This window comes from Actinomycetota bacterium (genome assembly GCA_030774015.1).
In the GTDB taxonomy this organism is placed as follows: Bacteria; Actinomycetota; UBA4738; order UBA4738; family JACQTL01; genus JALYLZ01.
Map to the genome: position 1 here is coordinate 1 of JALYLZ010000064.1, position 23,286 is coordinate 23,286.

A 23,286-nucleotide genomic window follows, 5' to 3' on the forward strand; every position below is an offset into this window, starting at 1 on the left:
AGGATCCTCCGCGTGGCCGGGTCGAGGACGATCTTGTACGGGCTCTTCCTCGGCATGGCACCCTCCTCTCGGAGGAAACCATAGCCTACAACTTACGTCGGTGTAATTATGGTGGCGACCACTTAGGGAGAACGGCCCACCGTGGCGCAGGAACGGGAACACCCCCAGCACGCCGATGGTGAGAACGGTGACGATGACCCCGATCCGGACGGTCCGGAGCCAGTAGGGGACGAGAAGGTCCTTGGCGGGTTCCCCGGGATGCATGCTCAGACTAGGTTTTCGGTCGCCGGGCCTCGCCTCAAGGGGCCGTTTGGCGGTTTGCCGAGGTCCGTTTGATTGACCTACTGTCGGGTAGCTTCCGTTCGCCCGCCGTCCGGACAGTCGAGGAGCACGCGATGCCGAAGGACCTCTACGAGGTCGGGGAGATCCCACCGGCCGGTGAGGTGCCCGAGCGCATGTACGCCCAGGTCATCCGGCCGGAGCGGTTCGGGGAGCCCGAGGAGGCCTTCCTGGTCGAGGAGATCGCCGTCCCCGAGCTCGGCCCCCGCGACGCCCTGGTGCTGGTCATGGCCGCGGGGATCAACTACAACAACGTGTGGGCGGCCCGGGGCGTCCCGGTCGACGTGACCCGGGTGCATGCCCGGTTCGACGAGCCCGCCGAATTCCACATCGGCGGCAGCGACGCGTCGGGCGTCGTGTACGCGGTGGGCAGGGACGCGACCGGCGTCGCCGCGGGCGACCACGTGGTGATCCACTGCGGGCAGTGGGATCCGGACGATCCCTTCGTCGCGGACGGTGGCGACCCCGGATTCGCCGACAGCTTCCGGATCTGGGGCTACGAGTCGAACTGGGGCTCGTTCGCCCAGTTCACCAAGGTCCAGGACCACCAGTGCCTGCCCAAGGCGCCGCAGCTGACCTGGGAGCAGGCCGCCGCCCCCACGCTGGTCGGTGCGACGGCGTACCGGATGCTCCGGGGGTGGCCGCCGAACGTGGTGCAGGACGGCGACCCCGTGCTGATCTGGGGCGGGGCCGGCGGGCTGGGGTCCATGGCCATCCAGATCGCCCGGGAGTTCGGGGGCCGGCCGGTGGCCGTGGTGTCCTCGGAGTCCAAGGCCGAGTTCTGCCGCAAGCTCGGCGCGGTGGGGGTGGTCAACCGCCGGGGGTTCGACCACTGGGGGATGCTCCCGCACTGGACCGACACCGACGCCTTCGCCACGTGGCTGGAGGGCGCGAAGCGGTTCGGGAAGGCGTTCTGGGACGCGCTGGGGGAGCGAGTGAGCCCCCGGATCGTGTTCGAGCACCCCGGCGAGGAGACCGTTCCCACCTCGATCTTCATGTGCGACACGGGCGGCATGGTGGTGATCTGCGCCGGCACCACGGGCTACAACGCGGTGGTGGACCTGCGGTACCTGTGGATGCGCCAGAAGCGGTTCCAGGGTTCGCACTTCGCGAACGACGAGCAGTCCAGGGCCTTCAACCAGCTGGTGGTGGACGGGCGGGTCGACCCTTGCCTCTCGCGGACGTTCGCCTTCCACGAGATCCCGGGGGCCCACCAGCTGATGGCCGGGAACCGCCACCCGGAGGGGAACATGGCGGCCCTGGTCTCGGCCCCGCGCGAGGGCCTCACCGACCTGCCGGGCTAGCGACTGGCCGGCTGGCAGCACCCCGCGGCTGGAGAGTTCGATGCCCTACCCGAAGATCGAGCTTCACGTGCATCTGGAGGCGACGCTGCACCCGGAGCGGCTGCTGGACATCGCCCGCCGCAACGGCTACCCGCTCCCCGTGGACACGGTCGAGGGGGTCCGGGCCCTGTACCGGTTCCGCGACTTCGACCACTTCATCGAGGTCTGGATCCTGGTCACGAACGCGCTGCGGCACGCCGACGACTTCCGCCAGCTGGTCGTGGACTACGCCGGCGAGGCGGCGGGCCACGGCGCCGTGTACATCGAGGGCATCTTCTCGCCGGTCGAGCGGGTGTGGCGGGGCGTCGAATGGGACGAGATCTTCTCTGGCTATTGCGACGGCGCCCAGGAGGCACGGGAGCGCCATGGCGTCGAGGTCCGGCTGACCCCCGACATCACCCGGGACTCGCCTCTGGAGGATGCCATGGCCGCGGTCCGGTACGCGATCGAGTACCGCGACCGGGGCGTCGTGGGCATCGGGTTGGGCGGGGAAGAGACGCGCTGCCCGCCGGAGCCGTTCACGCCGGCCTTCCGGGCGGCCAAAGAAGGTGGGCTGGGCTCGGTTCCCCACGCCGGCGAGGTCGTCGGCCCTCGGTCGATCTGGGGCGCCCTCGAGAAGCTGGGGGCGGACCGGATCCGCCACGGCATTCGAGCGGAGGAGGATCCCGCCCTGGTCCGGGAGCTGGCGGACCGCGGCATCGTCCTCGACGTGTGCCCCGTGTCGAACCTCCGCACGGGTGCCGTCGCCTCCCTGGGCCAGCATCCGCTCCCGCGACTGGTGGGGCACGGCATCCGGTGCTCGATCTCGACCGACGACCCCGAGATGTTCGACACGGACCTCACCCGGGAGTACGAGGTGGCCACAGGGTTCGGCATCCCGCCTCGCGCGTTCTACGAGGCCGGCGTGGCCGGTGCCCTGTGCGATGCCGAGACGAAGGAACGGCTGGACGCGATCGGCCGGGCCTACCCCTGGCCCGAGGCCCGGGAGTCGTGACCTCCACCCCGGGAGCCGTCGGCTGGCCTGAGCCGAGCGAGGGGGCCTCGCCCAGGAACGGGCCGCCTCACGTCGCCGCACGGTACAGGTGCCACCGGTCCGGGATGCCTTTCAGCTCGTGTTCGCCGGAGTCGTGGAACGTGAATCCGGAGCCGGCGACAAGGTCCTTCACGGTCTGCGACACCAGCACCTCCGACGCGCTGGCGCTCGACGCGACACGGGCGCCGATCGACACGGTGATCCCCGCGCACTTCCCGTCGATCACCTCGCACTCGCCGGTGTGCACACCGGCGCGGACCTCGATCTCGAGGTGGCGGACCCGTTCGGCGATCTCCAGCGCGCACCGGATCGCGCGCGCCGGTCCGTCGAAGGTGGCGTAGAACCCGTCCCCCGCCGTGTCGTTCTCCACCCCACGCCACCGGGCCAGGGCCTCGCGGACGACGGCGTGGTGCGCGAGCACCAGCTCCTTCCAGGCCCGGTCGCCGACAGCGGCCTGCCTGGCGGTGGAGTCCACGATGTCGGTGAACAGGACCGTGGACAGAACGGTGTCGAGACCCGGAGGCGGGCGCTCGATGCCTGCCAGGCCCCGGAGGATGTCGAGGATCGGCTCCGCGGCCAGACCCGACCGGCCCTCCAGGACGTGCACGGTCGCATTCGGCATGAGCGAGGCGATGTATTCGGCCTGGGCGACCTCGTCCCGCGTTCCCGTGATCAGCGCGGCCGGGACGTGCACGGACGGCAGGATGGCCCGCACGTCGGTCTCCCAGTCGATGCGGTAGATCTCGTGAGCCACGTCCGGAGTCGCGGTGTTGCGGACGATCTTGGCGTAGATGTTGAGTCGCTCGTGGTCGTGGTCCACGGCGGCGAGGTCGGCGAGGGCGGCGAGGGGGACACCCCTCCGTTCGGCCTCCCGATACTCCGCGATGGAGCGTCCGTAGTCGGCCGTTCCCCACAGCTGGGAACGCCTCATGGAGCGTTCGAACTCCTCCGGCCCGTCGCCCCACGGATAGTCCGGTGCCCACGCCGTGCGGGCCACGGGGTTGTTCCAGAGCAGCCCGGCGACTCGGTCGGGATGCGTGGCCGCGAACAGCGCGTGCATCTGGCCGCCCTGCGTTCCGCCGGCCAGGATCGGACGTGCGGCGCCGGTCACGTCGAGGACGGCCAGGAGATCCGACACCTGGGTCTCCAGGTTCGGCGGGGGCACGTTTCGGCTGGACACGCCGGTGGCGCGGCGGTCGTGCAGGATCACCCGGGCGAACTCCGCAGCGCCGGTGAGGAATGGGCGCCAGTCGGGCTCGTCCCACATCAGATCGACGTTCCCCTCGTCGGAATTGAAGCCGAAGGCGACGTCGACCGGCCCTTTCCCCACCACCTGGTAGGCGATGAAGACGCCGTCCCGCGTCCTCAGGAACCAGGTATCCGGGGTGCCGCTCCTGGAGCTCATCTCGCGGAGGGGACGCTGTCGTTTCCGGTGGGCCCTAGTTGGGAGAGTGCGACGCCGAACAGCGCCTCCAGCTTCGGGACGGTGAACTCGGCGCTGCGGTGCACGATGCCCTCCATCCCGACGGCCCTGGCGCCCTCCACGTTCTGGAGGAGGTCGTCCACGAACACGCACTGCTCGGCGGCCACGCGCAGTCGTTCCGCGGTCAGGAGGTAGATGGGGGGCTCGGGCTTTCGGGCGCCCACCTCGCCGGAGATGACCACCTGGTCGTACAGCTCCGGGAACCGCTCGCGCTGGTACGCGCCGCCTCCCCAGCTGTTCGACACCAGCGCAGTGCGGATCCCGGAGGTCCGGGCCCGGCGGACCGCCTCCATCATCATGGCGTCCGGCACCATCCCCGCGTTCATCCGGTCCTTCAGGCCCTCCCAGTCGAGCGGGCGCTCCAGGCCCTCGGAGAGCGCGTCCGCCATCCACTGCTCGAACTTCTCGAGCGGGATCTCGCCCCGCTCCATTCGGGCCATGACGCCCCCCGGATCCCCACCGCCGTAGGCGTCCCCGATCAGGTCCTTCAACACGCTCGGGTCGACCCCGGCCTCCAGGCAGAAGGCCGCGAACACGCGGCCCATCGACGAGGTCATCACCCCGCCGTAGTCGACCAGCAGGGCCCGGAACGTCCCGTCAGCCGGCATCGCGGATCAGCCCGAGCGCGCGGCGGGCCAGGACCGGGACCCCGTCCTCGAGCTCGGCGAACAGCGGGTCGTCGGTCACTCCCGCCAGGTGGCGCGCGTAGCTCCCCTCCAGCAGGACCGCCAGCTTCCACACCGCCAGCACCAGGTAGAACGCCATGTCGGGGGCCGTTCGGCCGGTGCGATCGCGGTAGCGCTCCAGTAACTCCGCCCTGGTCAGGAACCCCGGCAGGCGGGTCAGCGCGGCGTCCCGTTCCATGGGATCCTCCGGGTCCCCGGGCTCGCGCCAGAACGAGACCATCCAGCCCACGTCCGCCAGCGGGTCGCCGATGGTGGACATCTCCCAGTCGAAGATGGAGAGCAGGCGGGCCGGCGGGTTCGGATCGAAGGTGACGTTGTCGAGCTTGTAGTCGCCGTGCACGATGGCGGGCGGCGCGTCCTCGGGCACGTGGCCGGCCAGCCACGCGCCCACCCGGACCAGGTCGGGGAGCGGCCGGGAGAACTGCGTGGCCAGCTCGAGCTGGCCCCGCCACCGCTTGACCTGCCGCTCCAGGTACCCGGTTGGCCGCCCCCACCCCTGGAGCCCCACGGACTGCCAGTCCACGGCGTGCAGCTCGGCCAGGGCATCCACCAGCTCGTCGCCGATCCCCTCGCGGGCGGTGACGTCGTCGGCGAACCCCGGGGGAAGCTCGCCTCGCATGACGAACCCGCGGACTCGTTCCATGAGGTAGAAGGGCGCGCCGATCACCGCCCGGTCGTCGCAGGCCAGTACGGGGCGGGGAGCCCGGACGCCGGTTCCGGACAGGGCCGACAGCACGCGGTACTCGCGGAGGACGTCGTGGGCGGTGGGCAGGAACGCCCCGCGGGGCGGGCGGCGGAGCACCCATTCGTCCTCGCCCCGGCGCACGAAAAAGGTCTCGTTGGAGTGCCCGGCCATGTGCCGCTCGACCTCCACGCGCCCGGGGCCGGGAAGGCGGTCCTCCAGGAACCGCTCCAGGGCGTCCGGGTCGACCAGCGGGCGCTGGCGGTCCTCGGCCCGGGGACCTGCCCCCGTCACGCCTCGGCTCCGATCAGCCGGCGACTGAGCTGCCCGTCCGCTGCCATGTCGATGGCCGTCCACGCCATGGCCAGCGCGCCCTCGATGGCGGCGCGGTCGGCCGGCTCGGCCACGCACTGCGCGGTGAACGCCGGCTGGTGGTTCACCGCCGGCAGGGAGTCGATCCCCAGGGCCGGATGGATCGTCGGGATGGCCAGCGACACGTTTCCCATGTCCGTGGAGGCCGCGGCCCGCTTCACCATGTCCCCCAGGTCCGGGAACGTCCGCCCGATGGCCTCGGCGTTCCGCCGGTACAGCCGGGCCATGTCGGGGTCGTGGCGCATCTCCGCGTAGGCCGGGTACTCGTGCACGACCTCGAGCGTGGCCCCGGTGGCCAGGGCGCCGGCCTCGAAGCACCGCATGACCTTGTCCCGGACCTCCTGAAGCTCGGCCAGGGTGCTGGCCCGGACCATGTACTGGGCCTCGGTGTGGGCCGGGACCACGTTCTGGGCGTCCCCTCCCTTGGTGACGATCCCGTGGACCCGATCGGTCTGCCGGAGGTGCTGGCGGAGCAGCCCGATCCCCACCTGCGCCACCACCAGCGCGTCGGCCGCGTTGATGCCGAGCTCCGGGAACGCCGACGCGTGCGCCTCCCGCCCCGTGTACCGGAGGTCGAACGACACCGCGGCGATGATCGGCATCTCCACCAGCTCGAACGGGGCGGGATGGACCATCATGGCCGCATGGACGCCCTCGAAGCCGCCCCGCTCCAGCATCAGGATCTTGCCGCCGCCACCTTCCTCCGCGGGCGTTCCGACCACCGACACGGTCAACCCGGCGTCGTCGGCGACCTCCGCCAGGGCCAGCCCGGCCCCCACCGCGGCGGCGGCGATCACGTTGTGGCCGCAGGCATGCCCGATGTCGGGAAGCGCGTCGTACTCGGCGCAGATGGCCACGTGCAACGGGCCGGTGCCGACCGTCCCCCGAAAGGCGGTGGGGAGCTCGCAGATCCCGCGCTCCACCCGGAAGCCGCCGAGCTCGAGGGCCTCGGCCACCCATGTCGAGGCCTGTTCCTCCTCGTAGCCGAGCTCCGGGTTGGCGTGGATGCGGTGGCTGAGGTCGAGGAGAGCCTCCCGGGCCCGCTCCAGCCTGGCTCGGGCCGCCTCCTTCAGGCCGTCCGCGCTCACGCGATCCCTCCCGTCGCTCCCTTGGTGGTTCGCTCCGCCAGGTAGGCCTTCAGCAGGTTGCGGGCGATGACCATGCGGTGGACCTCCGACGGGCCGTCGTAGATCCGGGCGGCGCGAGCGTCCTGGTAGAACCGCGCCAGCGGGACGTCGGTGGCGATGCCGAGCGAGCCGAACACCTGCACGGCCCGGTCCAGGATCCGCCCCAGGGCTTCCGCCACGAACACCTTCACGATGGAGACCTCCTGGCGGTGGTCGTCGCCGCGGTCGATCTTCCACGCCGCGTGCAGGACCATCAGGCGGGACGCGTACAGCTCGATGACGGAGTCGGCCAGCATCCACTGGATGGCCTCGTGCTCCGCCAGCCGCTTGCCGAAGGCCTCGCGCTCCAGGGCCCGTCCCGTCGCCAGGTCCAGGGCCCGTTGGGCCACCCCGATCCACCGCATGGCGTGGCCGATCCGGCCCATCCCCAGGCGCTGCTGCGACAGCGCGAATCCCTCGCCCGGACCGCCCAGCATCGCGTCGGCCGGAACCCGGCAGCCCTCCAGGCGAACCTCGCAGTGCCCGCCGGGCCCGGCGGAGCCCATCACCGGGATCTCCCGGACCACCTTCCAGCCCGGGGTGTCGGCGTCCACGATGAACAACGAGTACCGGCGGTGCGGCTTCTCCTGGTCGGGGTCCGTCATCGCGACCACGATGGCGAACGCCGCGCCCTGCGCCCCCGACACGAACCACTTCTCCCCGTCGACGACCCACTCGTCGCCGTCGCGAACCGCCGTCGTGCGGAGCTGGCGGGGATCGGAGCTGGCCACGTCCTGCTCGGTCATGGCGAAGCAGGAACGGATCCGCGCCGCGGCGAGTGGCTTCAGGTACCGGTCCTTCTGCTCTGGCGTCCCGGCCCCCAGCAGCAGGTGCATGTTCCCCTCGTCGGGGGCCATGACGTTGAGCGCCAGCGAGGCCAGACCGGACACCCCGAGCTCCTGCGACACCAGGGCCATGCCCAGCGCGCCCAGGCCCAGGCCGCCCCACTCCGCGGGCAGGTGCGGCGTCCACAGCCCGGCCTCCCTGGCCTTCGCCCGCAGCTCGGGGAGGAACGACTCGTAGTCCTCGCCGTTGAGCTCGGCCTCCACCGGCAACACCTCGTCCTGAACGAACGCGGCCACCCGCCCCCGGAACTCCTCCAGCTCCGCAGGCACCTCGAAGTCGATCAGTGGCCTGCACCTTCCTCCTGGACCAGCTCCACGAGCACGCCGGCGAACCCCTTCGGATGCACGAACGCCACGGTGGTGCCCCGCGAGCCGGGTCGGGGCGCCTCGTCGATCAGCGGCACGCCCTGGACCCGAAGGTGCTCGATGGCGGCCGCGACGTCGGGGACCCGGTAGCCCACGTGGTGCACCCCTTCACCCCGCCGTTCCAGGAACCTCCCGACTGGCGTGTCCGGCCCCAGCGCCGCCAGCAGCTGCACGAAGGACGTGCCCACCCGGAACAGGACCTCCTCCACACCCTGGTCGTGGACGGTCTCCCGGTGGACCGGCTCCGCGCCCAGCACCCGGCGGTAGTGCTCCACGGACGCGTCCAGGTCCCGGACCGCGATGCCGACGTGGTCGATCTCCGTCGCGCCGATGCCGGCCGGGATCACGCCGTGCGCCCGTTCGCGGAGTCCCTGGCGTTCCGGGCCACCCGCCGCCGGCTCCGAGGGGGCGCCGGCTGGAGCCGCTGGATCAGGTCCAGGGCCTCGGTGAAATGGTAGGCGGGCATGGTCAGGGCCTTGGTCACGGCCGCCACGCCCTGGTACCGGAGCTTGGCCATGTCCACCCTGGGCTCGGCCCCTTCGTTCGGGTTCGTGGCGTAGAACTCCACGAGCTCCATGAACTGCTTGATGGACGGCACCAGGCCGCCCCGCTCGTACGCGTAGATGGTCTGTTGCGCCGCGGGGGACCCGGGCTTCGCGGCGGCGTCCCGGACGGCGCGGTATCCGGCCGAGCGCCGCAGCCCGCGCAGGAGTCCCCCGATCGTTCGGGCGGTCTCCTCGTCGATGCGTTCCAGCTTCTTCCTGGGCATGGGCGCGTTCCGTGAAGCTCCCTCTCGGCCGGTGCCCACGATAGTCGCTCGGCTCTGTCCATTGCAGCGAAGCCAATGCCCCGTGGGTCTCTCAGCCCCACGGACCGGCGAACGGGCCAAACGGCTGATGGCCTTACCGGATGCCGGTAGGTAGCATCGCCCTGCCCGGATGCGGACAACTTCCGGCTGGAGGCGCCGCCCCGATGAGCAGGAGAAACGAGAGCGCGGCATTCGTGGAGGGCTCGCAGCTCCTGCGGGCGGGCCGGGCCGACGTGGCCCGGGTCCGGGCCCGAACCCGGCACCGGCGGGTCACCCGCCTGGCGGTCGTCCTGGGGGCCCTGGTCGCGTTCCTGTGGTTCCGGTACCTCACCGGGGATCCCATCGGCCTGCCGCATCTGCCGTCGGGAGCCGAGCTGTGGCTGCCCCCACTCCTGCTGGTCGTCCTGCTCGGGGCGGCGTTGATCCTGCCGATGGTGGCGAACTCGCGGTCACCGCACATGCTGATCCGCCCGGAGCACATCGAGCTGGGGCTGTTCGACGTGAAGGGCCTCGACCCGCAGGTGGAGGAGGTCCTGCACACGCTGGACGTGTTCATGGGGTACGCCACGTTCCGCAAGGAGCTGGGAGGGAACCCGCGCCGCGGCATGCTGTTCGAGGGGCCGCCCGGCACCGGCAAGACGTTCATGGCCAAGGCCATGGCCAAGCAGGCCGGCGTGCCCTTCCTGTTCGTGTCGTCGCCCGCCTTCCAGTCCATGTGGTTCGGGATGACCGCCGCCCGGATCCGGGCGTTCTTCAAGGCGCTGCGGAAGGCGGCCCGTCGCGAGGGCGGCGCCATCGGGTTCATCGAGGAGATCGACGCCATCGGGGCGAGCCGGGGCGCGTTGTCGTCCACGCAGGCCCCGCCGGAACCTGCCGCGGGCGCCGGCCGGGCGGTGTCCCGGATGGTGTCCCCGGGCACCGGCGGCATGGTGAACGAGCTGCTGATCCAGCTCCAGTCCTTCGACCAGCCGCCCCTTCGCGAACGGATGTGGCACCGGGTGCTGGAGTGGCTGAACGGCTACATCCCGGAGGGCAAGCGCCTCCAGTCCGGAAAGCCCAAGTACCACAACATCCTGCTGATCGCGGCGACGAACCGGGCCGACGACCTCGACCCCGCGCTGCTCCGCCCGGGGCGGTTCGACCGCCGTCTGTATTTCGACCTCCCCACCAAGCAGGGGCGTCGCGACCTGATCGACTTCTTCCTGCTCCGCAAGGCCCACCACGAGCAGCTGGAGGCGGAGGAGGCGCGCGACCGGCTGGCCCACGACACCCTCGGCTACACCCCGGTAGCCATCGAGCATCTCTTCGACGAGGCCCTGCTGATTGCGCTTCGTGACGGCCGCCGCGCGATGAACGTGGCCGACGTGTACGAGGCCAAGATGAACGAGGAGGTCGGCCTGAAGCAGCAGGTCGTGTACACGGAGGAGGAGCGCCGGGCCGTGGCCACGCACGAGGCTGGCCACGCCACCGTCGCCCACTTCCTGAGCACGGAGCGACGGCTGGAGGTCCTGTCGATCATCAAGCGCAGCAAGTCGCTCGGCCTGCTCGCCCACGGGGATCGGGAGGAGCGCTTCACCCGGGCCCGCTCGGAGCTGGAGGCCTCGGTGGCCATCGCGCTGGGCGGGCTGGTGTCCGAGGAGGTGTTCCTGGGGCAGAGCGGGACGGGTCCCGCGAACGACCTGGCCACCGCCACGCAGGTCGCCGCCACCATGGTCGGCGCGCTGGGGATGGCCGGGTCGATGGTCTCCTACGAGGCCATGGACACGGGGCCGATCGCGCCGGCCAACCTGGTGGCCAAGGTGCTGTCGGACGAGGACGCCAAGCGCCGGGTCGAGGACATCCTGAACGCCCAGAAGGAACGGGTGACCGCCCTGCTGGAGGAGAACCGCGACGTGGTCGAGGCCCTCCGCGACGCGCTGATCGAGCGCGACGAGCTGGTCGGCGACGCCATCACGGACGTCATCGACCGCGCCCTGGCGGTTCGCCAAGCTTGACGCGCGCCACGGGCCGGGCGCCACGACGCGTCGACGGGAAACGAGGGTCTCAGCCCTGGTAGCCGCCCTCCGGCGAATGGCCTGAACCTCCCCTGATCGACTCCACCCGGGCAATGATCAGTCCTCCCAGCAGGCCGAAGAACGCTCCCAGTGACAGGATGCCGAACACGCCGGCCGCCTTTGCCGTGGCCGAGCTCGGACTGAGGATGGTGACCACGGTCATCACGATCCACAGCGCGAGCGCGAGATAGAAGATGGCGGCCACCAGTCGTATCGGACTCTGCTGTGCCGCGGGTCGTTGCATGCCCTCCCCCCCTTCGGATCGGAACCGTCCATGTCGGGTCGGAGCGTAGACTGGGGAGAACCCTTCGAACAGGAGCGTTGCCATGACCCCATCCGTCATCGCCGCCGGCGCGCGGACGCCCATCGGGAAGTTCGCCGGCGGGTTCAAGGACCTCGCGGCCGTGGACCTCGGGGCCGTGGCCATCCGCGAGGCGCTGGCCCGCTCCGGCGTGCCTGCCGACCGGGTCGACTACGTCATCATGGGGCAGGTGCTCCAGGCCGGCGCCGGCCAGATCACGGCCCGCCAGGCCGCCATCAAGGCGGGGATCCCGAAGGAAGTCCCGGCCATCACCATCAACAAGGTGTGCCTGTCCGGCCTGAACGCCATCGCGCTGGCCGACCAGCTCATCCGGGCCGGCGAGATCAAGATCGCCGTGGCCGGTGGGATGGAGTCGATGACCAACGCGCCGTACCTGCTGCCCGACGCGCGGTTCGGTTCCCGCCTGGGGAACTCGCGGATCGTGGACTCCATGATCTACGACGGGCTGTGGTCGACCTTCACCGACCAGCACATGGGGGAGTCCTCCGACGAGGTCAACGCGGAGCTGTCCCTCACACGCGAGGACCAGGACGCCTGGTCCGCCCGGAGCCACCGGCGTGCCGCGGCCGCGTGGGACGAGGGCCGCATGGCCGAGGAGGTCGTCCCGGTCGAGGTTCCGCAGCGCAAGGGCGACCCGGTGGTGGTGGATCGTGACGAGGGCATCCGCCCCGACACCTCCCCCGAGGGCCTGGCCGCGCTGAAGCCCGCGTTCAAGCCGGACGGCACCATCACCGCCGGCAACGCGTCGCAGATCTCCGATGGGGCTGCGGCGGTCGTGGTCATGGCTCCGGAGATCGCGGAGGAGCTGGGCGTGACGCCGCTGGCCGAGGTCGTGGCCCACGGGATGTCCGCCGAGCGCTACGCCTATCTGCACACCGTCCCCGCGCTGGCCATGCAGAACGCCCTCAAGAAGGCGGGCAGGGATGTCCACGACCTCGGGCTCATCGAGATCAACGAGGCGTTCGCGTCGGTCGCGCTGAATGCCACCCGCATGCTGGGAGCCGACGAGGAGATCGTGAACGTGAACGGCGGCGCGATCGCGCTGGGCCACCCCATCGGGGCCTCGGGGGCCCGTCTGGTGCTCACGCTGGCCTACGAGATGCGCCGGCGCGGTGTGGACCTGGGGGGCGCCTCGCTGTGCGGCGGAGGCGGCCAGGGCGACGCGCTGATCATCCGTCGCGTGGCGTGACCGCCGGGGAAGTCCAGACGGCGCTGCTGGTCCCCATCCCGGAAGCGGAGCCGCTGGTGGGGCCGTGGCGGGCCCGGTACGCGCTCGACGCCCGCAAGGGCGTTCCGGCCCACGTCACCGTGATGGCCCCGTTCCTGCGGCCCGAGGAGATCGGACCGGACGTCGTGGGGAACCTGAACGAGACCCTGGGCCGGTTCGAGCCGTGGGACTTCCGGCTGGTCCGGCCGGCCCGGTTCGACGACGCCCTGCTGTACCTGGAACCCGACCGCGCCGACCCGTTCCTCGAGCTCACCCGTGTCGTGATGGACCTTTTCCCGGGCCTGAAGCCCTACGGCGGGCAGCTCGAGCTGGACGAGGTGATCCCACACCTCACGGTGGCGGACTGCCAGGCCCCGGGGATCTGCGAGGATGGCGCCGTGCTGGATCGGGTCGAACGCGAGATCGCCGGAAGCCTCCCCGTCGATGCCACCGCCAGCCAGGTCTGGCTGATGTCGGGCGACGGCACATGGAAGGTCGACGCCCGGTTCGCGCTGCACGGCGACCTGACCCTGTGAGGCAGAAAGCGCCTCCGGGCATCCACGCGAACATCGACCGGAAACGGGCATGAGCGCCGGCGGATTGTCGACGGCGCGGCTCGGCCGCATGCACGACGTCATGGCCGGACATGTGGAGGGGGGCGGCGTGCCCGGTCTCGTCACGCTCGTCAGCCGGCGCGGCGAGGTGCACGTGGACGCCATCGGGATGAAAGCGCTCAGGGGCAGCGACCCGATGCGGCGCGACACCATCTTCCGCATCTCCTCGATGACCAAGCCGGTCACCGCCGCGGCCACGATGATCCTGGTGGAGGAGTGCAGGCTGCGGCTGGACGAGCCGGTGGATCGCCTGCTGCCCGAGCTGTCCGGGAGGAGAGTTCTGAAACGGCTCGACGGGCCGCTCGACGACACCGTGCCGGCGCACCGGCCGATCACCGTGCGCGACCTGCTCACGTTCCGGATGGGCTTCGGCCTGGTGATGGCGCCGCCGGGCACCTATCCGATCCAGCAGGCCACGGACGAGCTGCGCCTCGCCCAGGGACCGCCGAGCCCCTCGACGCCGCCCGAGCCGGACGAATGGATCCGCCGCCTGGGGACGCTGCCACTCATGCATCAGCCGGGCGAGCAGTGGATGTACAACACGGCGGCCGACGTCCTCGGTGTCCTGATCGCCCGGGCCGCCGGCCGGCCGTTCGAGACGTTTCTGCGCGAACGGATCTTCGAGCCGCTCGGCATGAAGGACACCGGATTCAGCCCGCCCGCCTCCGAGCTCGATCGCCTGGCCACCAGCTACTGGACCGATCCCGGAACCGGAGCGCTGGAGCTGTATGACGAGGCCGAGGGCGGCCAGTGGAGCGGCCCGCCAGCGTTCCCGTCCGGCGCCGGAGGCCTGGTCTCCACGACCGACGACTTCCTGGCCTTCGGCCAGATGATGCTGGACGGGGGCCGGCGAGGCAGCGAGAGGATTCTGTCGAGGCCCTCGGTCGGGCTCATGACGGCGGACCACCTGACCCCCGAGCAGAAGGCGTCGTCCAGCCTGGTCCCCGGGTACTGGGACAGCCACGGATGGGGCTTCGGCCTGTCCGTGGTCACCAGGGTCGACGGGATGGAGGGGTCCGTCGGCACGTTCGGCTGGGACGGCGGCATGGGAACGGTCTGGCACTCGGATCCCCGGGAGGACATGGTGACCATCCTTATGACCCAAGCGGGCTGGACCTCCCCCAGTCCTCCGGCCGTGTGCCTCGATTTCTGGACCTCCGCCTACGGGGCCATCGACGACTGAGGCGGCCGGCGGTACTACGCTACCGGCCGCCGCATCAGGAAAGGCGTCGGCCGTGACCGAGACCGCGTTCGAGCTTCCCGAGGACCTCCGGGAGTTCCGCGCGCTGGTCCGCGAGATCGCGGAGGAGCGCATCGCGCCGCGGGCCGCGGACATCGACGAGACCGACGAGTGGCCCAAGGACGTCTGGGAGCTCCTGGTCCAGAACGAGCTGATGGCGGTGGGGTACCCCGAGGAGTTCGGGGGAGCCGGCGGTGGGTCGCTCACGTTCGCCGTGATGATCGAGGAGATCTCCCGGGTCTCCGCCGGAGCGGCGCTGACCCCGCTGGTGGCCCGGCTGGGGGCCATCCCGGTGATGCTCTCCGGCTCCGACCAGCTGAAGCACGAGCTGTTCGGGGGGATCTCCCGGGGCGACCATTTGATGTCCTACGGGCTGACGGAGCCGGGGTCGGGGTCCGATTCTGTGGCCATGCAGACCCGCTACGAGCGGGTGGGCGGCGCCGACGGGGGCGGCTTCCGGCTGAGCGGGACCAAGCGGTTCATCACCGGCGCCGGCGTGTCGGACGCCTACACCGTGTTCGCCACCCGCGACCCGGCCCTCCGTGCCGATGGCATCTCCGCGTTCGTGGTGTACCGCGACGACCCGGGGGTCTCCTTCGGCAAGGAGGAGCGGAAGATGGGCATCCACGGTTCGCCCACCCGTGAGGTCTATCTCGAGCGCACCGAGATCCCTGCCGATCGCCTGATCGGCCAGGAGGGCGAGGGGTTCAAGATCGCCATGCGGACCCTCGATTACTCGCGGCCGTCGATCGGGGCGCAGGCGCTGGGGATCGCCCAGGGCGCATTCGACATCGCCGCGCGTTACCTGACCGAGCGCGAGCAGTTCGGCCAGAAGCTGGCCAGGTTCCAGGGGCTCCAATTCATGCTGGCCGACATGGCCATGCAGATCGAGGCGGCCCGGCTGCTGGTGTACAAGGCGGCGTCGCTGGTCGACGCGCAAGACCCGCAGATGACCTACTTCGCGTCGGTGGCGAAGTGCCACGCCTCCGACACCGCGATGGCGGTGACCACCGACGCCGTGCAGCTGCTGGGCGGGTATGGCTACATGCGCGAGTACGGTGTCGAGCGGTTCATGCGGGACGCCAAGATCACCCAGATCTACGAGGGCACCAACCAGATCCAGCGCCTGGTGATCGCCCGCCAGGTCCTGAAGGCTCTCTGACCAGCGCGTTCATGACGCGGACTCGTCAGCCGGGTTGTCCAGCTGGTGCCCGAAGAGGAAGTCGTCATTGCCATCCTGGCCTCTTCGCCATCCTGGCCTCTTGCACCTCCATGAAGTCACGAGCGTCGAGAAATGCTGCTGACTCGCCGGACTATCGGGGATGAGGTCGGGGCAGTGTGATTCGCCGGTGTCAGGGCAGGTTGGCCTGAGGCTTCGAATGGGGGGAACGATCAGGCAGCTCGGCTCCCGCGAGTAACTCCACGGCTGGAGCTGACTGGGAGCTTCTCGGCTGCCTCCAGACGGTAGATGACGAGGTACGTCTTGATGATGGGGCGCGCCCGCGGAGCCTGCTCCGGTCAGGTAGCGGGCCTCAGCCTGTACAGGCCGGTAAAGTCCTGGAGCACGTTGTACGCGGTGAACAGCGGCTTCCCCCGCTACCGATATCGAGCTCGATCGGGTGAACGGGACCGAGGCCGGCCACACCCTGGGCGGCGAAGTCTGTGTCGAGACCACCCTGCGCATGCATTGCCACCACTGCCCAGTGGGGGCTGCAAATCGGCCCATCCACTTGACGACGCTGCCGCTCAAACGATCTCTCCGTCGGGGGCGAGCGCGACGTGCTCGGGCGTGGCGGTGCGAGACGGGAACGTCACGCTCGCGACTCCGCCGTCTCCGAATCGGCGGTCGAGCGCGCCCCGAGCGGTGAGCCGCACAACCGTTAGGGGATGCGCGCGCGTGTCGTCGGTTGACCCCGTCGAGACCAGCACTCGGTTGTCACCCTCGACGGCAAGGTCGGTGGCGTCGCCGAAGACCGAGCCCCGGAGGCGAAGCAGTCCGTTGATGGCGAACGAATGATCCCGTCCCCCGCTCGGCAGGCGGCGCTCGACGGCCCACACGGTCGTGTAGATGACGAATCCGGGACCACGGCGCTCGACCCCCGCCCCCCCCAAGCAGGATCCGGCCACGCCCGTCCAGTGCGATCTCCCCGAACGCGAGGCGCGAGCTCACGGCGACGACTCCCCGTGAGCCGAATCTGGGGTCGAGGCGCCCCCGACCGGATTCGGCGGTTCACTCGACTGACCAACGGATTCTCGAAGAAGATCGAGAACCACGCGGCGGCGGTCGCCCTCCACTTCCAGTTCTATAACTTCGCTCGACCGCACAAGAGTCTGAAGAATCCGTACCCTCGGCCCCCTGCGATGGCGGCGGCGTGGCCGATCACGCCTGGACCTTGAACGAGATCGCCGCGTTGCTAGACTGAAGGATCAACCCCCCCACCTCATGGACAGGAGAAGTCTGTATGAGCTGGAACCCCTACGAGAACCTTCCCCCAGCGGCTTCGTTCTCACTGACCAGCAGCGACTTACGGGAGGGCGAGAAGCTGAAGATGCCGCAGGTCAGCGGCGTCTTCGGCGCCGGCGGCCAGGACATCTCCCCGCAGCTCTCCTGGAGCGGCTTCCCTGCAGGGACCCGGAGCTTCGTGGTCACCATGTGCGACCCCGAAGCGCCCACGGTCACCGGCTTCTGGCACTGGGCCGTGGTGAACATTCCCGGCAACGTCACGGAGCTGCCTGCCGGCGCCGGCGACAAGTCCGGCAAGGGGCTCCCTGAGGGCGCCTTTCATCTCCCGAACGACGCCAGAACGATGCGGTACGTTGGCGCCGGGCCGCCGCCGGGCACTGGAAAGCACCGCTACATCTTCGCGGTCCTCGCCCTCGCCGCCGAGAAGATCGAGATTGACAGGGAAGCGACGCCCGCCTGGCTGATGTTCAGCCTATTCAACGGTACCCTGGGACGCGCGTTCCTCGAGGGCTGGTACGAGAGGTAGGCCCATAGCCTGCCCAAACTGAGACACTACCCGTCAAACCGGGACGTGGACAACCTTGGCATGGATGGTGAACGTTCGAGGGCGGCCGGCGCCGGGGGACCCGCGCAAAGCTGTCGCCTCCTGAGGGTTGTCGTTCACCGCACCGGCGGTGTATCAACGGGGGCCGATTTTCGTCCATTCCATCCGATTCGCGAGGTCGACACCATGACATCCAGGCGGTTCGTCTTCCCCAACCGGGCGTTCGCCGCGGCGCTCGCCGCAGCGCTCGCCGTCTCGGCCGGCGCAACGCTGCCTGCCGCGGCGGGCCCGAAGGCCACTCCCACCAACGGAAGGATCGTCTTCGTGGGCGGCCAGACCGGCAACGCCGACATCTACTCGATCAACCCCGATGGGACCGGTCTGGTCAACCTGACCCACGATCCGGGGGACGACTCGCAGCCGGCGGTGTCGGCCGACGGGACGAAGATCGCCTGGATCTCGGACCGCGACGCCGGCAACCGCGACGTGTACGTCATGAACGCCGACGGGACGGGCGTGCAGCGGCTGACCACCGACCCGTACTCGGAGTCCTGGCCTTCGTTCTCCCCGGACGGCACCAGGATCGTGTTCGGCAGCAACATCGACATCAAGCACGACACCGATCCGCAGCTGTACGTCATGAACGCGGACGGGTCGAACGTGGTCCGGCTGACCGACGACGGGTCCTTCGACGACCAGGCCCGGTTCTCGCCGGACGGCTCGAAGATCGCGTTCACGTCGTTCCGGGGCGGAGACGCGGAGATCTACGTCATGAACGCGGACGGGTCCAACCAGACCAACATCACGCACAACGAGGCGTTCGACGAGTATCCGGCGTGGTCGCCCGACGGCACGCTGATCGCGTTCCGGACCAACCGCGACGAGGACCCCGAGATCTACACCATGAAGCCGAATGGCTCCGAGCAGACCGACTTCACCAACGATCACTCCTTCCGCGACGAGTTCCCGGCGTGGTCGCCCGACGGGACGGAGCTCGCGTTCACCAGCAACCGGGGCGCCGCCTCGAATCCCTCCGGCCCCGCGGACAGCCCGTTCCCCGACGACCGGATCTGGGTGGCGCCCTTCCCGGGGGGTCCGGCCGCCCCGTTCTCGCCGGCGGCCGGCAACGAGCCGGTGTGGGCGGCGGTGCCCCACGTGCTCGACCTCGGCCTGGCCGATCCGCCGGACGTCGGTCCGCTCGCCACGGGGTCGAAGCGGCGGCTCTCGTATCAGGTCACCAACCTCGGGAACGTGGACGCGTCGGGGGTGACCGTCCAGGCGACCCTTCCGCACCTGCTGGCGTTCGTGTCCGCCAGGCGATGCACGGCGAGCGGTCGGGTGGTGACCTGCCAGCTCGGTGCGATCCCGGCCGGAGATTCGGACACCGTGAAGTTCCGGGTCCGGGTCCGGCGGTTCCCGCAGAGCCTGTCGGAGAGGACGGCCAACGTGGCCATCGCCGTCGCGAGCTCCGGGGACGACGCGCATCCCGCCGACAACAGCCAGGTCCAGCAGGTCATCGCCATCCACGGCTGAGTGGCTTCGGGCCCGCCGCGTCTGGCCAGGCGTCAGACCAGGCGACGGTCGGTGGCCCAGCGGGTCAGCTCGTGCCGGTTGGACAGCTGGAGCTTGCGCAGCACCGAGGAGACGTGGGTCTCCACCGTCTTCACCGAGATGTGCAGCTGCCGGGCGATCTGCTTGTAGGCATATCCCCGGGCGATGTGGCGGAGGACTTCCCGTTCGCGGGCCGTGAGCTGGTCCAGCTCGGGGTCGGAGCGGGCGGGCGCTTCTCCCGCGAACGCGTCCAGCACGAACCCGGCCAGGCGCGGCGAGAACACGGCGTCCCCGTCCCGGACCCGCCGGATCGCCTCCGCCAGCTCGACCGGGGCGATGCTCTTGGTCACGTAGCCCCTGGCCCCTGCCCGGATGACGTCGATCACGTCGTCGGCCGCGTCGGACACCGAGAGGGCCAGGAACCGCACGCCGGGCTGCTCCGGGGCCACCGCCCGGATCACGGCGACCCCTCCACCGCCGGGCATGTGGACGTCCAGCACCACCACGTCCGGGCTGGTGGCGCGGATGCCGGCCACGGCCGCCGCCGCGTCCCCCGCGTCCCCGACGATCTCGAACTGCTCCCCGAGCTCGGAGCGCACGCCCGACAGGAACAGCCGGTGGTCGTCCACCAGGAACACCCGGATCGGGTCGGTGTCCCGGCCCGGGGTCACGCCGTCTTCCTGGGAAGCCGCAGCGTGACCTCGGTGCCCTCGCCGGGCGCGGAGTCCACGATCGCCGTCCCTCCGGCCCGCTCCATACGCCCCTCGATGGATTCGGCGATGCCGCGGCGATCCCGGGGCACGGCGGCCGGCACGAACCCCTTCCCCTGGTCCCGGACGAACGCGGAGACCTGGTCCTCCTCCACCTCGACGTAGACGGAGACCGTGTCCACGCCCGCGTGCTTCGCCGCGTTCATCACGGCCTCTCCCGTGGACTGGACCAGGCCCTGGACGCCCTCGTCGACCCGGCAGTCGCCCACCACCACCGCCTCCACCTTCACGTGGTGCAGTCGCTCCACCCGGCCGGCCATCTCCTCGATCGCGGTGCTCAGCAGGTCGTGTGCCGATGGCCCGGACCGCCCGTACAGCCAGGCCCGGAGCTCCCGTTCCTGGCCCCGGGCCAGGGTCACCATCTCCTGCGGGGTCGACGCGCGCTGGATCAGGGCCAGGCTCTGGAGGACCGAGTCGTGTAGGTGTGCCGCCATCTCGGCGCGCTCCTCGGAGCGGATCCGCTGGCGGCGCTCCTCCGCCAGCTGGCGGCCCATGCGCCACACCCACGGGCCCAGGATCAGGCCCAGGCCGGTGACCGTGACCACGACGGCGAACACGACGTTGCGGAACGCGACCAGGGCGTTGTTGGCGGCCAGGAAGGCGGCCATGCCGCCGGCGATGAGGAGGCTTCCCAGGAGGATGCGGGACCGGGACATCCTTCCGGTGAGCACGCCCTCCACCGGATAGCGGGCCCGGGACGCCACCCGGGCGAAGCGGGCCCGGCCGGCGTCGTCGGCTCGGGTCCAGATGAGGGCCGAGCCGAACGCCCCCAGGGCCACCGGCCACACCACGGCGTCTCCGAACCACACCCCGGCCTGGCGGAGCAGCAGCAGGGCCCCGCCGACCACGAACGCGAACGCCACCAGGCGTTCGACGTCCTGGACCCGGGTGGCGGCCGGCCTCGCCTCGGAGTCGTCGGAAGCCTCCGGCGAGAACGCCCACAGCACCAGGTAGACCAGGACGCCCACCCCGCCCGCGAACGCGAGCACCACGAACGCCAGCCGGACCACCACGTGGTCCACGCCGAGCCGGTCGCCCATCCCGGCCGCGACGCCGGCCGCGATGCGGTCCGTCCGGCTCCGGCGCAGGCCGAACGAGAGCCGCCCGCGCAGGTGGCGAGGCGGGCCGGTGGTGGAGCGGTTCCCGACGGGGGTTCGCTCGGGTGAAGCGGTGGTGCCGATGGGGCCCTCCTGTCCGGCAGGGCGACATCTGGTCGCCATGCTCGCTCGATGGTGCCACAGCGCTCCGGCCCGGCACCACCGGGAACATCCCCGAGAGCATGGGTGCGGGCACTCAGGGTTGTTTCAGGGCGATCCCCGATGGTGAGGCCGCGTGCCCGGACGCATCATGAGGCCATGAACGGCCACAGCGACACACAGGAGACCGCCGGGGCGCCCACACCGGCATCGCCTCCGCCGCCCGGGCACTCCCGGCGGCTGTACCGTCGCACCGACCGGAAGATGATCGCGGGCGTCGCCGCGGGTCTGGCCGACTACTTCGACATCGACCCCACGCTGGTGCGGATCGGCTTCGTCCTCCTGGCCTTCCTGGGCGGGGCCGGCGTCGTGGCGTATGGGGTGGCGTGGCTGCTGGTCCCGCCCAGCCACGAGGTGGCCTCGCCGGGAGAGAACGTGGTCCGGCGGCTGAAGGCGTCGCCCTCGTGGGTGGCCCTGGCCCTCGTGGCCGTCGGCATCGTCCTGCTGGCGAACGCCACCGGAGCGGTGAGCGCGCCGGTCGGATGGGGGATCACGCTGGTCGTGATCGGGGTCCTGCTGTTCCGGCACGCCTCCAGGGAGCCGGAGCCCGGCCCCGCCTTCAGCTACCCGCCGCCGTTCCCGTCGCCCGAGACACCGGGCCTCTCCGCCCCGCCGCCGCCGGCCGCCGTCACCACGACCGCGCCCGCACCTCCCGCACCCCCCGGCCCGCCGGGCCCGCCTCCGCCTCCCGAGCCGCCCGCGCGTCCCGAGGTTCGAACGCCCCTGTGGATCCCGCCGTCCCCCCGGCGAAGGCGGGCTCCGCGTGATCGGGGGCTGTTCTGGGGCACCGTCGGCGTGACGCTGCTCGCGGTGGGTGTGGCCGCCCTGCTGGGCAACGCCGGAGTCATCGACATCGGCGTGGGTGCCTACCTGGCCTTGGCTCTCGCCGTGCTGGGAGTGGGCCTGCTGGTGGGGACGTGGTGGGGGCGTTCCCGGGGCTTGATCGTGCTGTCCATCCTGCTGACGCCGTTCGTACTGCTGGCGAGCCTGGTGAACGTCCCCATCCGGGGCGGCGTCGGTGACCGCTTCTTCGGGCCCCGGGTGGTCACGGATGTCCGCCCGGTGTACCGGCAGATCGCCGGGCGGATGGTCTTGGACCTGTCCCGGCTGCGCCTGGGGCCCTCGCCGGTGCACGTGGACGCGTCCATGGTGGCCGGGTACATCGAGGTGGTCCTGCCGCGGGGCGTGAACGCCTCGGTCCACGCCGAGGCCGGTGCCGGCGAGCTGGCCGTGCTGGGGAACGACTCGAACGGACTGAACGTGGACGCCCGCCGAACCACGGGGCCGGCGGCCGGCGGCCGGCTCGAGCTGGACCTCGCGGTGTCGTTCGGGCGAATCCTGGTGTACCGGTCCTCGGTCGGCCTGGCCCGACCGGCGGCGAAAGGAGGCTAGGGATGCGACGGCACGAGTTCGACCCCATCTCGTTCGTGTTCGGCATGATCTTCGCCGTCCTCGGCCTGGCCTTCCTGAGCGGGCGGGTGGACCTGGGCGACCTGCACCTGCGGTGGCTGTGGCCCGTCCCGCTGATCGCGGTGGGGCTGGCCCTGCTGGCCACGACGCGGCGCCGGGATCCTGACCGCGCCGTTCCCGGGCCGGCGACGGCGCCCCAGCCCGACGCGCCCCCACAGGGGCCGGAGGCCGGCCGCGAGTCCGGCTTCGACCTCCATGACTCGGACGAACCACGCGACGTCTCGGCGGACGCCACCTCCGGCGAGGACTGACCGCTACCGGTCCTTCAGGCGGAAGACCAGCTTCAGCGCGGAGCGCGTGGGGGAGAAGCTCACCACCTTCACGTCGACCAGCCCCGCCTCCAGGGCGGCGTCGCGGACATCGTTCTCGTTCACGGCCTTGCTCCCCTTCGGCCACACCACCCAGATCGCGCCGTCCCTGGCGATGAACGCACGGTGCGTCCGGAGCCGGGGAAGCTCCTCGCGGCGCTCCACGCCCACCACCATCAGGTCGGCGCCAACCTGGCGCCGTCCCACCCGCACGTCGGCCCCGCGCTCCAGGACCTGCTGGACGAATCCGGGATCGTCCAGGCCGACCACGGACACCCGCTGCCCTTCCTTCACGCCGAGCTTGTCGACGAGCGGCTTGGTGGAGGGGGCGTCGTCACGCGCCATGGCCGCGGCACCGTACCA

The 23,286-nt window shown here is 70.9% G+C and carries 23 protein-coding genes and 1 pseudogene; 12 read left to right on the forward strand and 12 right to left on the reverse strand.

Going from position 1 to position 23,286, the window contains the following annotated elements; all coding sequences use genetic code 11:
* Positions 1-395: 395 nt before the first annotated feature.
* Positions 396-1,643: a crotonyl-CoA carboxylase/reductase gene (gene ccrA / locus M3Q23_06335; GenBank protein ID MDP9341711.1), complete on the forward strand. Its 1,248-nt coding sequence runs from the start codon at positions 396-398 to the stop codon at positions 1,641-1,643.
* A gap of 40 nt (positions 1,644-1,683) precedes the next feature.
* Positions 1,684-2,676 (forward strand): adenosine deaminase, encoded by a 993-nt coding sequence (gene add, locus M3Q23_06340; GenBank protein ID MDP9341712.1) that lies wholly within the window; start codon positions 1,684-1,686, stop codon positions 2,674-2,676.
* A gap of 67 nt (positions 2,677-2,743) precedes the next feature.
* Here the strand turns inward: add and M3Q23_06345 are convergent, their stop codons facing one another.
* From M3Q23_06345 to M3Q23_06375, 7 genes are read right to left on the reverse strand one after another with little or no spacing between them, the layout of a single operon-like run.
* Positions 2,744-4,120, reverse strand: a complete 1,377-nt coding sequence (locus tag M3Q23_06345) for an adenylate/guanylate cyclase domain-containing protein (protein ID MDP9341713.1) — start codon at positions 4,118-4,120, stop codon at positions 2,744-2,746.
* Complete coding sequence (locus M3Q23_06350; protein MDP9341714.1) at positions 4,117-4,806, reverse strand: HAD family phosphatase; 690 nt, start codon at positions 4,804-4,806, stop codon at positions 4,117-4,119. The genes M3Q23_06345 and M3Q23_06350 overlap by 4 nt, the downstream gene beginning before the upstream one ends.
* Positions 4,796-5,860, reverse strand: a complete 1,065-nt coding sequence (locus M3Q23_06355) for a phosphotransferase family protein (protein ID MDP9341715.1) — start codon at positions 5,858-5,860, stop codon at positions 4,796-4,798. The genes M3Q23_06350 and M3Q23_06355 overlap by 11 nt, the downstream gene beginning before the upstream one ends.
* Entirely contained in the window at positions 5,857-7,026 is a 1,170-nt protein-coding gene (locus M3Q23_06360; protein MDP9341716.1) for a M20 family metallopeptidase, read from the reverse strand. The genes M3Q23_06355 and M3Q23_06360 overlap by 4 nt, the downstream gene beginning before the upstream one ends.
* Complete coding sequence (locus M3Q23_06365) at positions 7,023-8,219, reverse strand: acyl-CoA dehydrogenase family protein (GenBank protein ID MDP9341717.1); 1,197 nt, start codon at positions 8,217-8,219, stop codon at positions 7,023-7,025. Before M3Q23_06365 ends, M3Q23_06360 begins: the two co-directional genes overlap by 4 nt.
* 11 nt (positions 8,220-8,230) lie before the next feature.
* Positions 8,231-8,662 (reverse strand): methylmalonyl-CoA epimerase, encoded by a 432-nt coding sequence (gene mce, locus M3Q23_06370; protein MDP9341718.1) that lies wholly within the window; start codon positions 8,660-8,662, stop codon positions 8,231-8,233.
* Complete coding sequence (locus tag M3Q23_06375) at positions 8,659-9,084, reverse strand: hypothetical protein (protein MDP9341719.1); 426 nt, start codon at positions 9,082-9,084, stop codon at positions 8,659-8,661. Before M3Q23_06375 ends, mce begins: the two co-directional genes overlap by 4 nt.
* Before the next feature lie 203 nt (positions 9,085-9,287).
* On the opposite strand from M3Q23_06375, the gene M3Q23_06380 reads away from it, so the two are divergent.
* A complete protein-coding gene (locus M3Q23_06380; protein MDP9341720.1) occupies positions 9,288-11,117 on the forward strand; it encodes an AAA family ATPase in 1,830 nt (609 codons plus the stop codon).
* Positions 11,118-11,166: 49 nt separating this feature from the next.
* On the opposite strand, the gene M3Q23_06385 is transcribed toward M3Q23_06380, so the two are convergent.
* Complete coding sequence (locus M3Q23_06385; protein ID MDP9341721.1) at positions 11,167-11,382, reverse strand: hypothetical protein; 216 nt, start codon at positions 11,380-11,382, stop codon at positions 11,167-11,169.
* A 121-nt stretch (positions 11,383-11,503) separates the two neighbouring features.
* Between M3Q23_06385 and M3Q23_06390 the strand changes: the two genes are divergently transcribed.
* From M3Q23_06390 to M3Q23_06405, 4 genes are read left to right on the forward strand one after another with little or no spacing between them, the layout of a single operon-like run.
* Positions 11,504-12,688: an acetyl-CoA C-acetyltransferase gene (locus M3Q23_06390; protein ID MDP9341722.1), complete on the forward strand. Its 1,185-nt coding sequence runs from the start codon at positions 11,504-11,506 to the stop codon at positions 12,686-12,688.
* A complete protein-coding gene (locus M3Q23_06395) occupies positions 12,685-13,242 on the forward strand; it encodes a 2'-5' RNA ligase family protein (protein ID MDP9341723.1) in 558 nt (185 codons plus the stop codon). The genes M3Q23_06390 and M3Q23_06395 overlap by 4 nt, the downstream gene beginning before the upstream one ends.
* 49 nt (positions 13,243-13,291) lie before the next feature.
* A complete protein-coding gene (locus tag M3Q23_06400) occupies positions 13,292-14,503 on the forward strand; it encodes a beta-lactamase family protein (GenBank protein ID MDP9341724.1) in 1,212 nt (403 codons plus the stop codon).
* Positions 14,504-14,555: 52 nt separating this feature from the next.
* Positions 14,556-15,722, forward strand: a complete 1,167-nt coding sequence (locus tag M3Q23_06405; protein MDP9341725.1) for an acyl-CoA dehydrogenase family protein — start codon at positions 14,556-14,558, stop codon at positions 15,720-15,722.
* A gap of 584 nt (positions 15,723-16,306) precedes the next feature.
* On the opposite strand, the gene M3Q23_06410 is transcribed toward M3Q23_06405, so the two are convergent.
* On the reverse strand, positions 16,307-16,672 hold the full coding sequence (locus M3Q23_06410) for a hypothetical protein (protein ID MDP9341726.1): 366 nt from the start codon (positions 16,670-16,672) through the stop codon (positions 16,307-16,309).
* A 108-nt stretch (positions 16,673-16,780) separates the two neighbouring features.
* Here M3Q23_06410 and M3Q23_06415 point away from each other — a divergent pair.
* From M3Q23_06415 to M3Q23_06425, 3 genes and pseudogenes are all read left to right on the forward strand, one after another.
* Positions 16,781-16,983: pseudogene (locus M3Q23_06415) on the forward strand (IS1 family transposase).
* Between the two features lie 39 nt (positions 16,984-17,022).
* On the forward strand, positions 17,023-17,550 hold the full coding sequence (locus M3Q23_06420) for a YbhB/YbcL family Raf kinase inhibitor-like protein (protein ID MDP9341727.1): 528 nt from the start codon (positions 17,023-17,025) through the stop codon (positions 17,548-17,550).
* Between the two features lie 204 nt (positions 17,551-17,754).
* Entirely contained in the window at positions 17,755-19,101 is a 1,347-nt protein-coding gene (locus M3Q23_06425) for a DPP IV N-terminal domain-containing protein (GenBank protein MDP9341728.1), read from the forward strand.
* 32 nt (positions 19,102-19,133) lie between these two features.
* Here the strand turns inward: M3Q23_06425 and M3Q23_06430 are convergent, their stop codons facing one another.
* Together M3Q23_06430 and M3Q23_06435 are read right to left on the reverse strand one after the other, a co-directional pair.
* A complete protein-coding gene (locus M3Q23_06430; GenBank protein MDP9341729.1) occupies positions 19,134-19,790 on the reverse strand; it encodes a response regulator transcription factor in 657 nt (218 codons plus the stop codon).
* Positions 19,787-21,109 carry a PspC domain-containing protein gene (locus M3Q23_06435; GenBank protein ID MDP9341730.1) on the reverse strand — a complete coding sequence of 441 codons (1,323 nt, stop codon included), beginning with the start codon at positions 21,107-21,109 and terminating at the stop codon, positions 19,787-19,789. The genes M3Q23_06430 and M3Q23_06435 overlap by 4 nt, the downstream gene beginning before the upstream one ends.
* A gap of 135 nt (positions 21,110-21,244) precedes the next feature.
* Between M3Q23_06435 and M3Q23_06440 the strand changes: the two genes are divergently transcribed.
* Together M3Q23_06440 and M3Q23_06445 are read left to right on the forward strand one after the other, a co-directional pair.
* The gene (locus M3Q23_06440) at positions 21,245-22,537 is read left to right on the forward strand and encodes a PspC domain-containing protein (GenBank protein ID MDP9341731.1); all 1,293 of its coding nucleotides are present in this window, start codon (positions 21,245-21,247) and stop codon (positions 22,535-22,537) included.
* Between the two features lie 2 nt (positions 22,538-22,539).
* A complete protein-coding gene (locus M3Q23_06445; protein ID MDP9341732.1) occupies positions 22,540-22,866 on the forward strand; it encodes a hypothetical protein in 327 nt (108 codons plus the stop codon).
* Between the two features lie 3 nt (positions 22,867-22,869).
* Here the strand turns inward: M3Q23_06445 and M3Q23_06450 are convergent, their stop codons facing one another.
* The gene (locus M3Q23_06450; protein ID MDP9341733.1) at positions 22,870-23,268 is read right to left on the reverse strand and encodes a DUF3052 domain-containing protein; all 399 of its coding nucleotides are present in this window, start codon (positions 23,266-23,268) and stop codon (positions 22,870-22,872) included.
* Positions 23,269-23,286 lie beyond the last annotated feature (18 nt).

Bases quoted from the DNA above. Each gene is read 5' to 3' on its own strand.
- M3Q23_06390 (MDP9341722.1), top strand. From the start codon at position 11,504: ATGACCCCATCCGTCATCGCCGCCGGCGCGCGGACGCCCATCGGGAAG.
- M3Q23_06375 (MDP9341719.1), bottom strand. From the start codon at position 9,084: ATGCCCAGGAAGAAGCTGGAACGCATCGACGAGGAGACCGCCCGAACG.
- M3Q23_06400 (MDP9341724.1), top strand. From the start codon at position 13,292: ATGAGCGCCGGCGGATTGTCGACGGCGCGGCTCGGCCGCATGCACGAC.
- M3Q23_06380 (MDP9341720.1), top strand. From the start codon at position 9,288: ATGAGCAGGAGAAACGAGAGCGCGGCATTCGTGGAGGGCTCGCAGCTC.
- M3Q23_06450 (MDP9341733.1), bottom strand. From the start codon at position 23,268: ATGGCGCGTGACGACGCCCCCTCCACCAAGCCGCTCGTCGACAAGCTC.
- M3Q23_06350 (MDP9341714.1), bottom strand. From the start codon at position 4,806: ATGCCGGCTGACGGGACGTTCCGGGCCCTGCTGGTCGACTACGGCGGG.
- M3Q23_06345 (MDP9341713.1), bottom strand. From the start codon at position 4,120: ATGAGCTCCAGGAGCGGCACCCCGGATACCTGGTTCCTGAGGACGCGG.
- M3Q23_06445 (MDP9341732.1), top strand. From the start codon at position 22,540: ATGCGACGGCACGAGTTCGACCCCATCTCGTTCGTGTTCGGCATGATC.
- add (MDP9341712.1), top strand. From the start codon at position 1,684: ATGCCCTACCCGAAGATCGAGCTTCACGTGCATCTGGAGGCGACGCTG.
- M3Q23_06420 (MDP9341727.1), top strand. From the start codon at position 17,023: ATGAGCTGGAACCCCTACGAGAACCTTCCCCCAGCGGCTTCGTTCTCA.
- ccrA (MDP9341711.1), top strand. From the start codon at position 396: ATGCCGAAGGACCTCTACGAGGTCGGGGAGATCCCACCGGCCGGTGAG.
- M3Q23_06435 (MDP9341730.1), bottom strand. From the start codon at position 21,109: ATGGCGACCAGATGTCGCCCTGCCGGACAGGAGGGCCCCATCGGCACC.
- M3Q23_06425 (MDP9341728.1), top strand. From the start codon at position 17,755: ATGACATCCAGGCGGTTCGTCTTCCCCAACCGGGCGTTCGCCGCGGCG.
- M3Q23_06440 (MDP9341731.1), top strand. From the start codon at position 21,245: ATGAACGGCCACAGCGACACACAGGAGACCGCCGGGGCGCCCACACCG.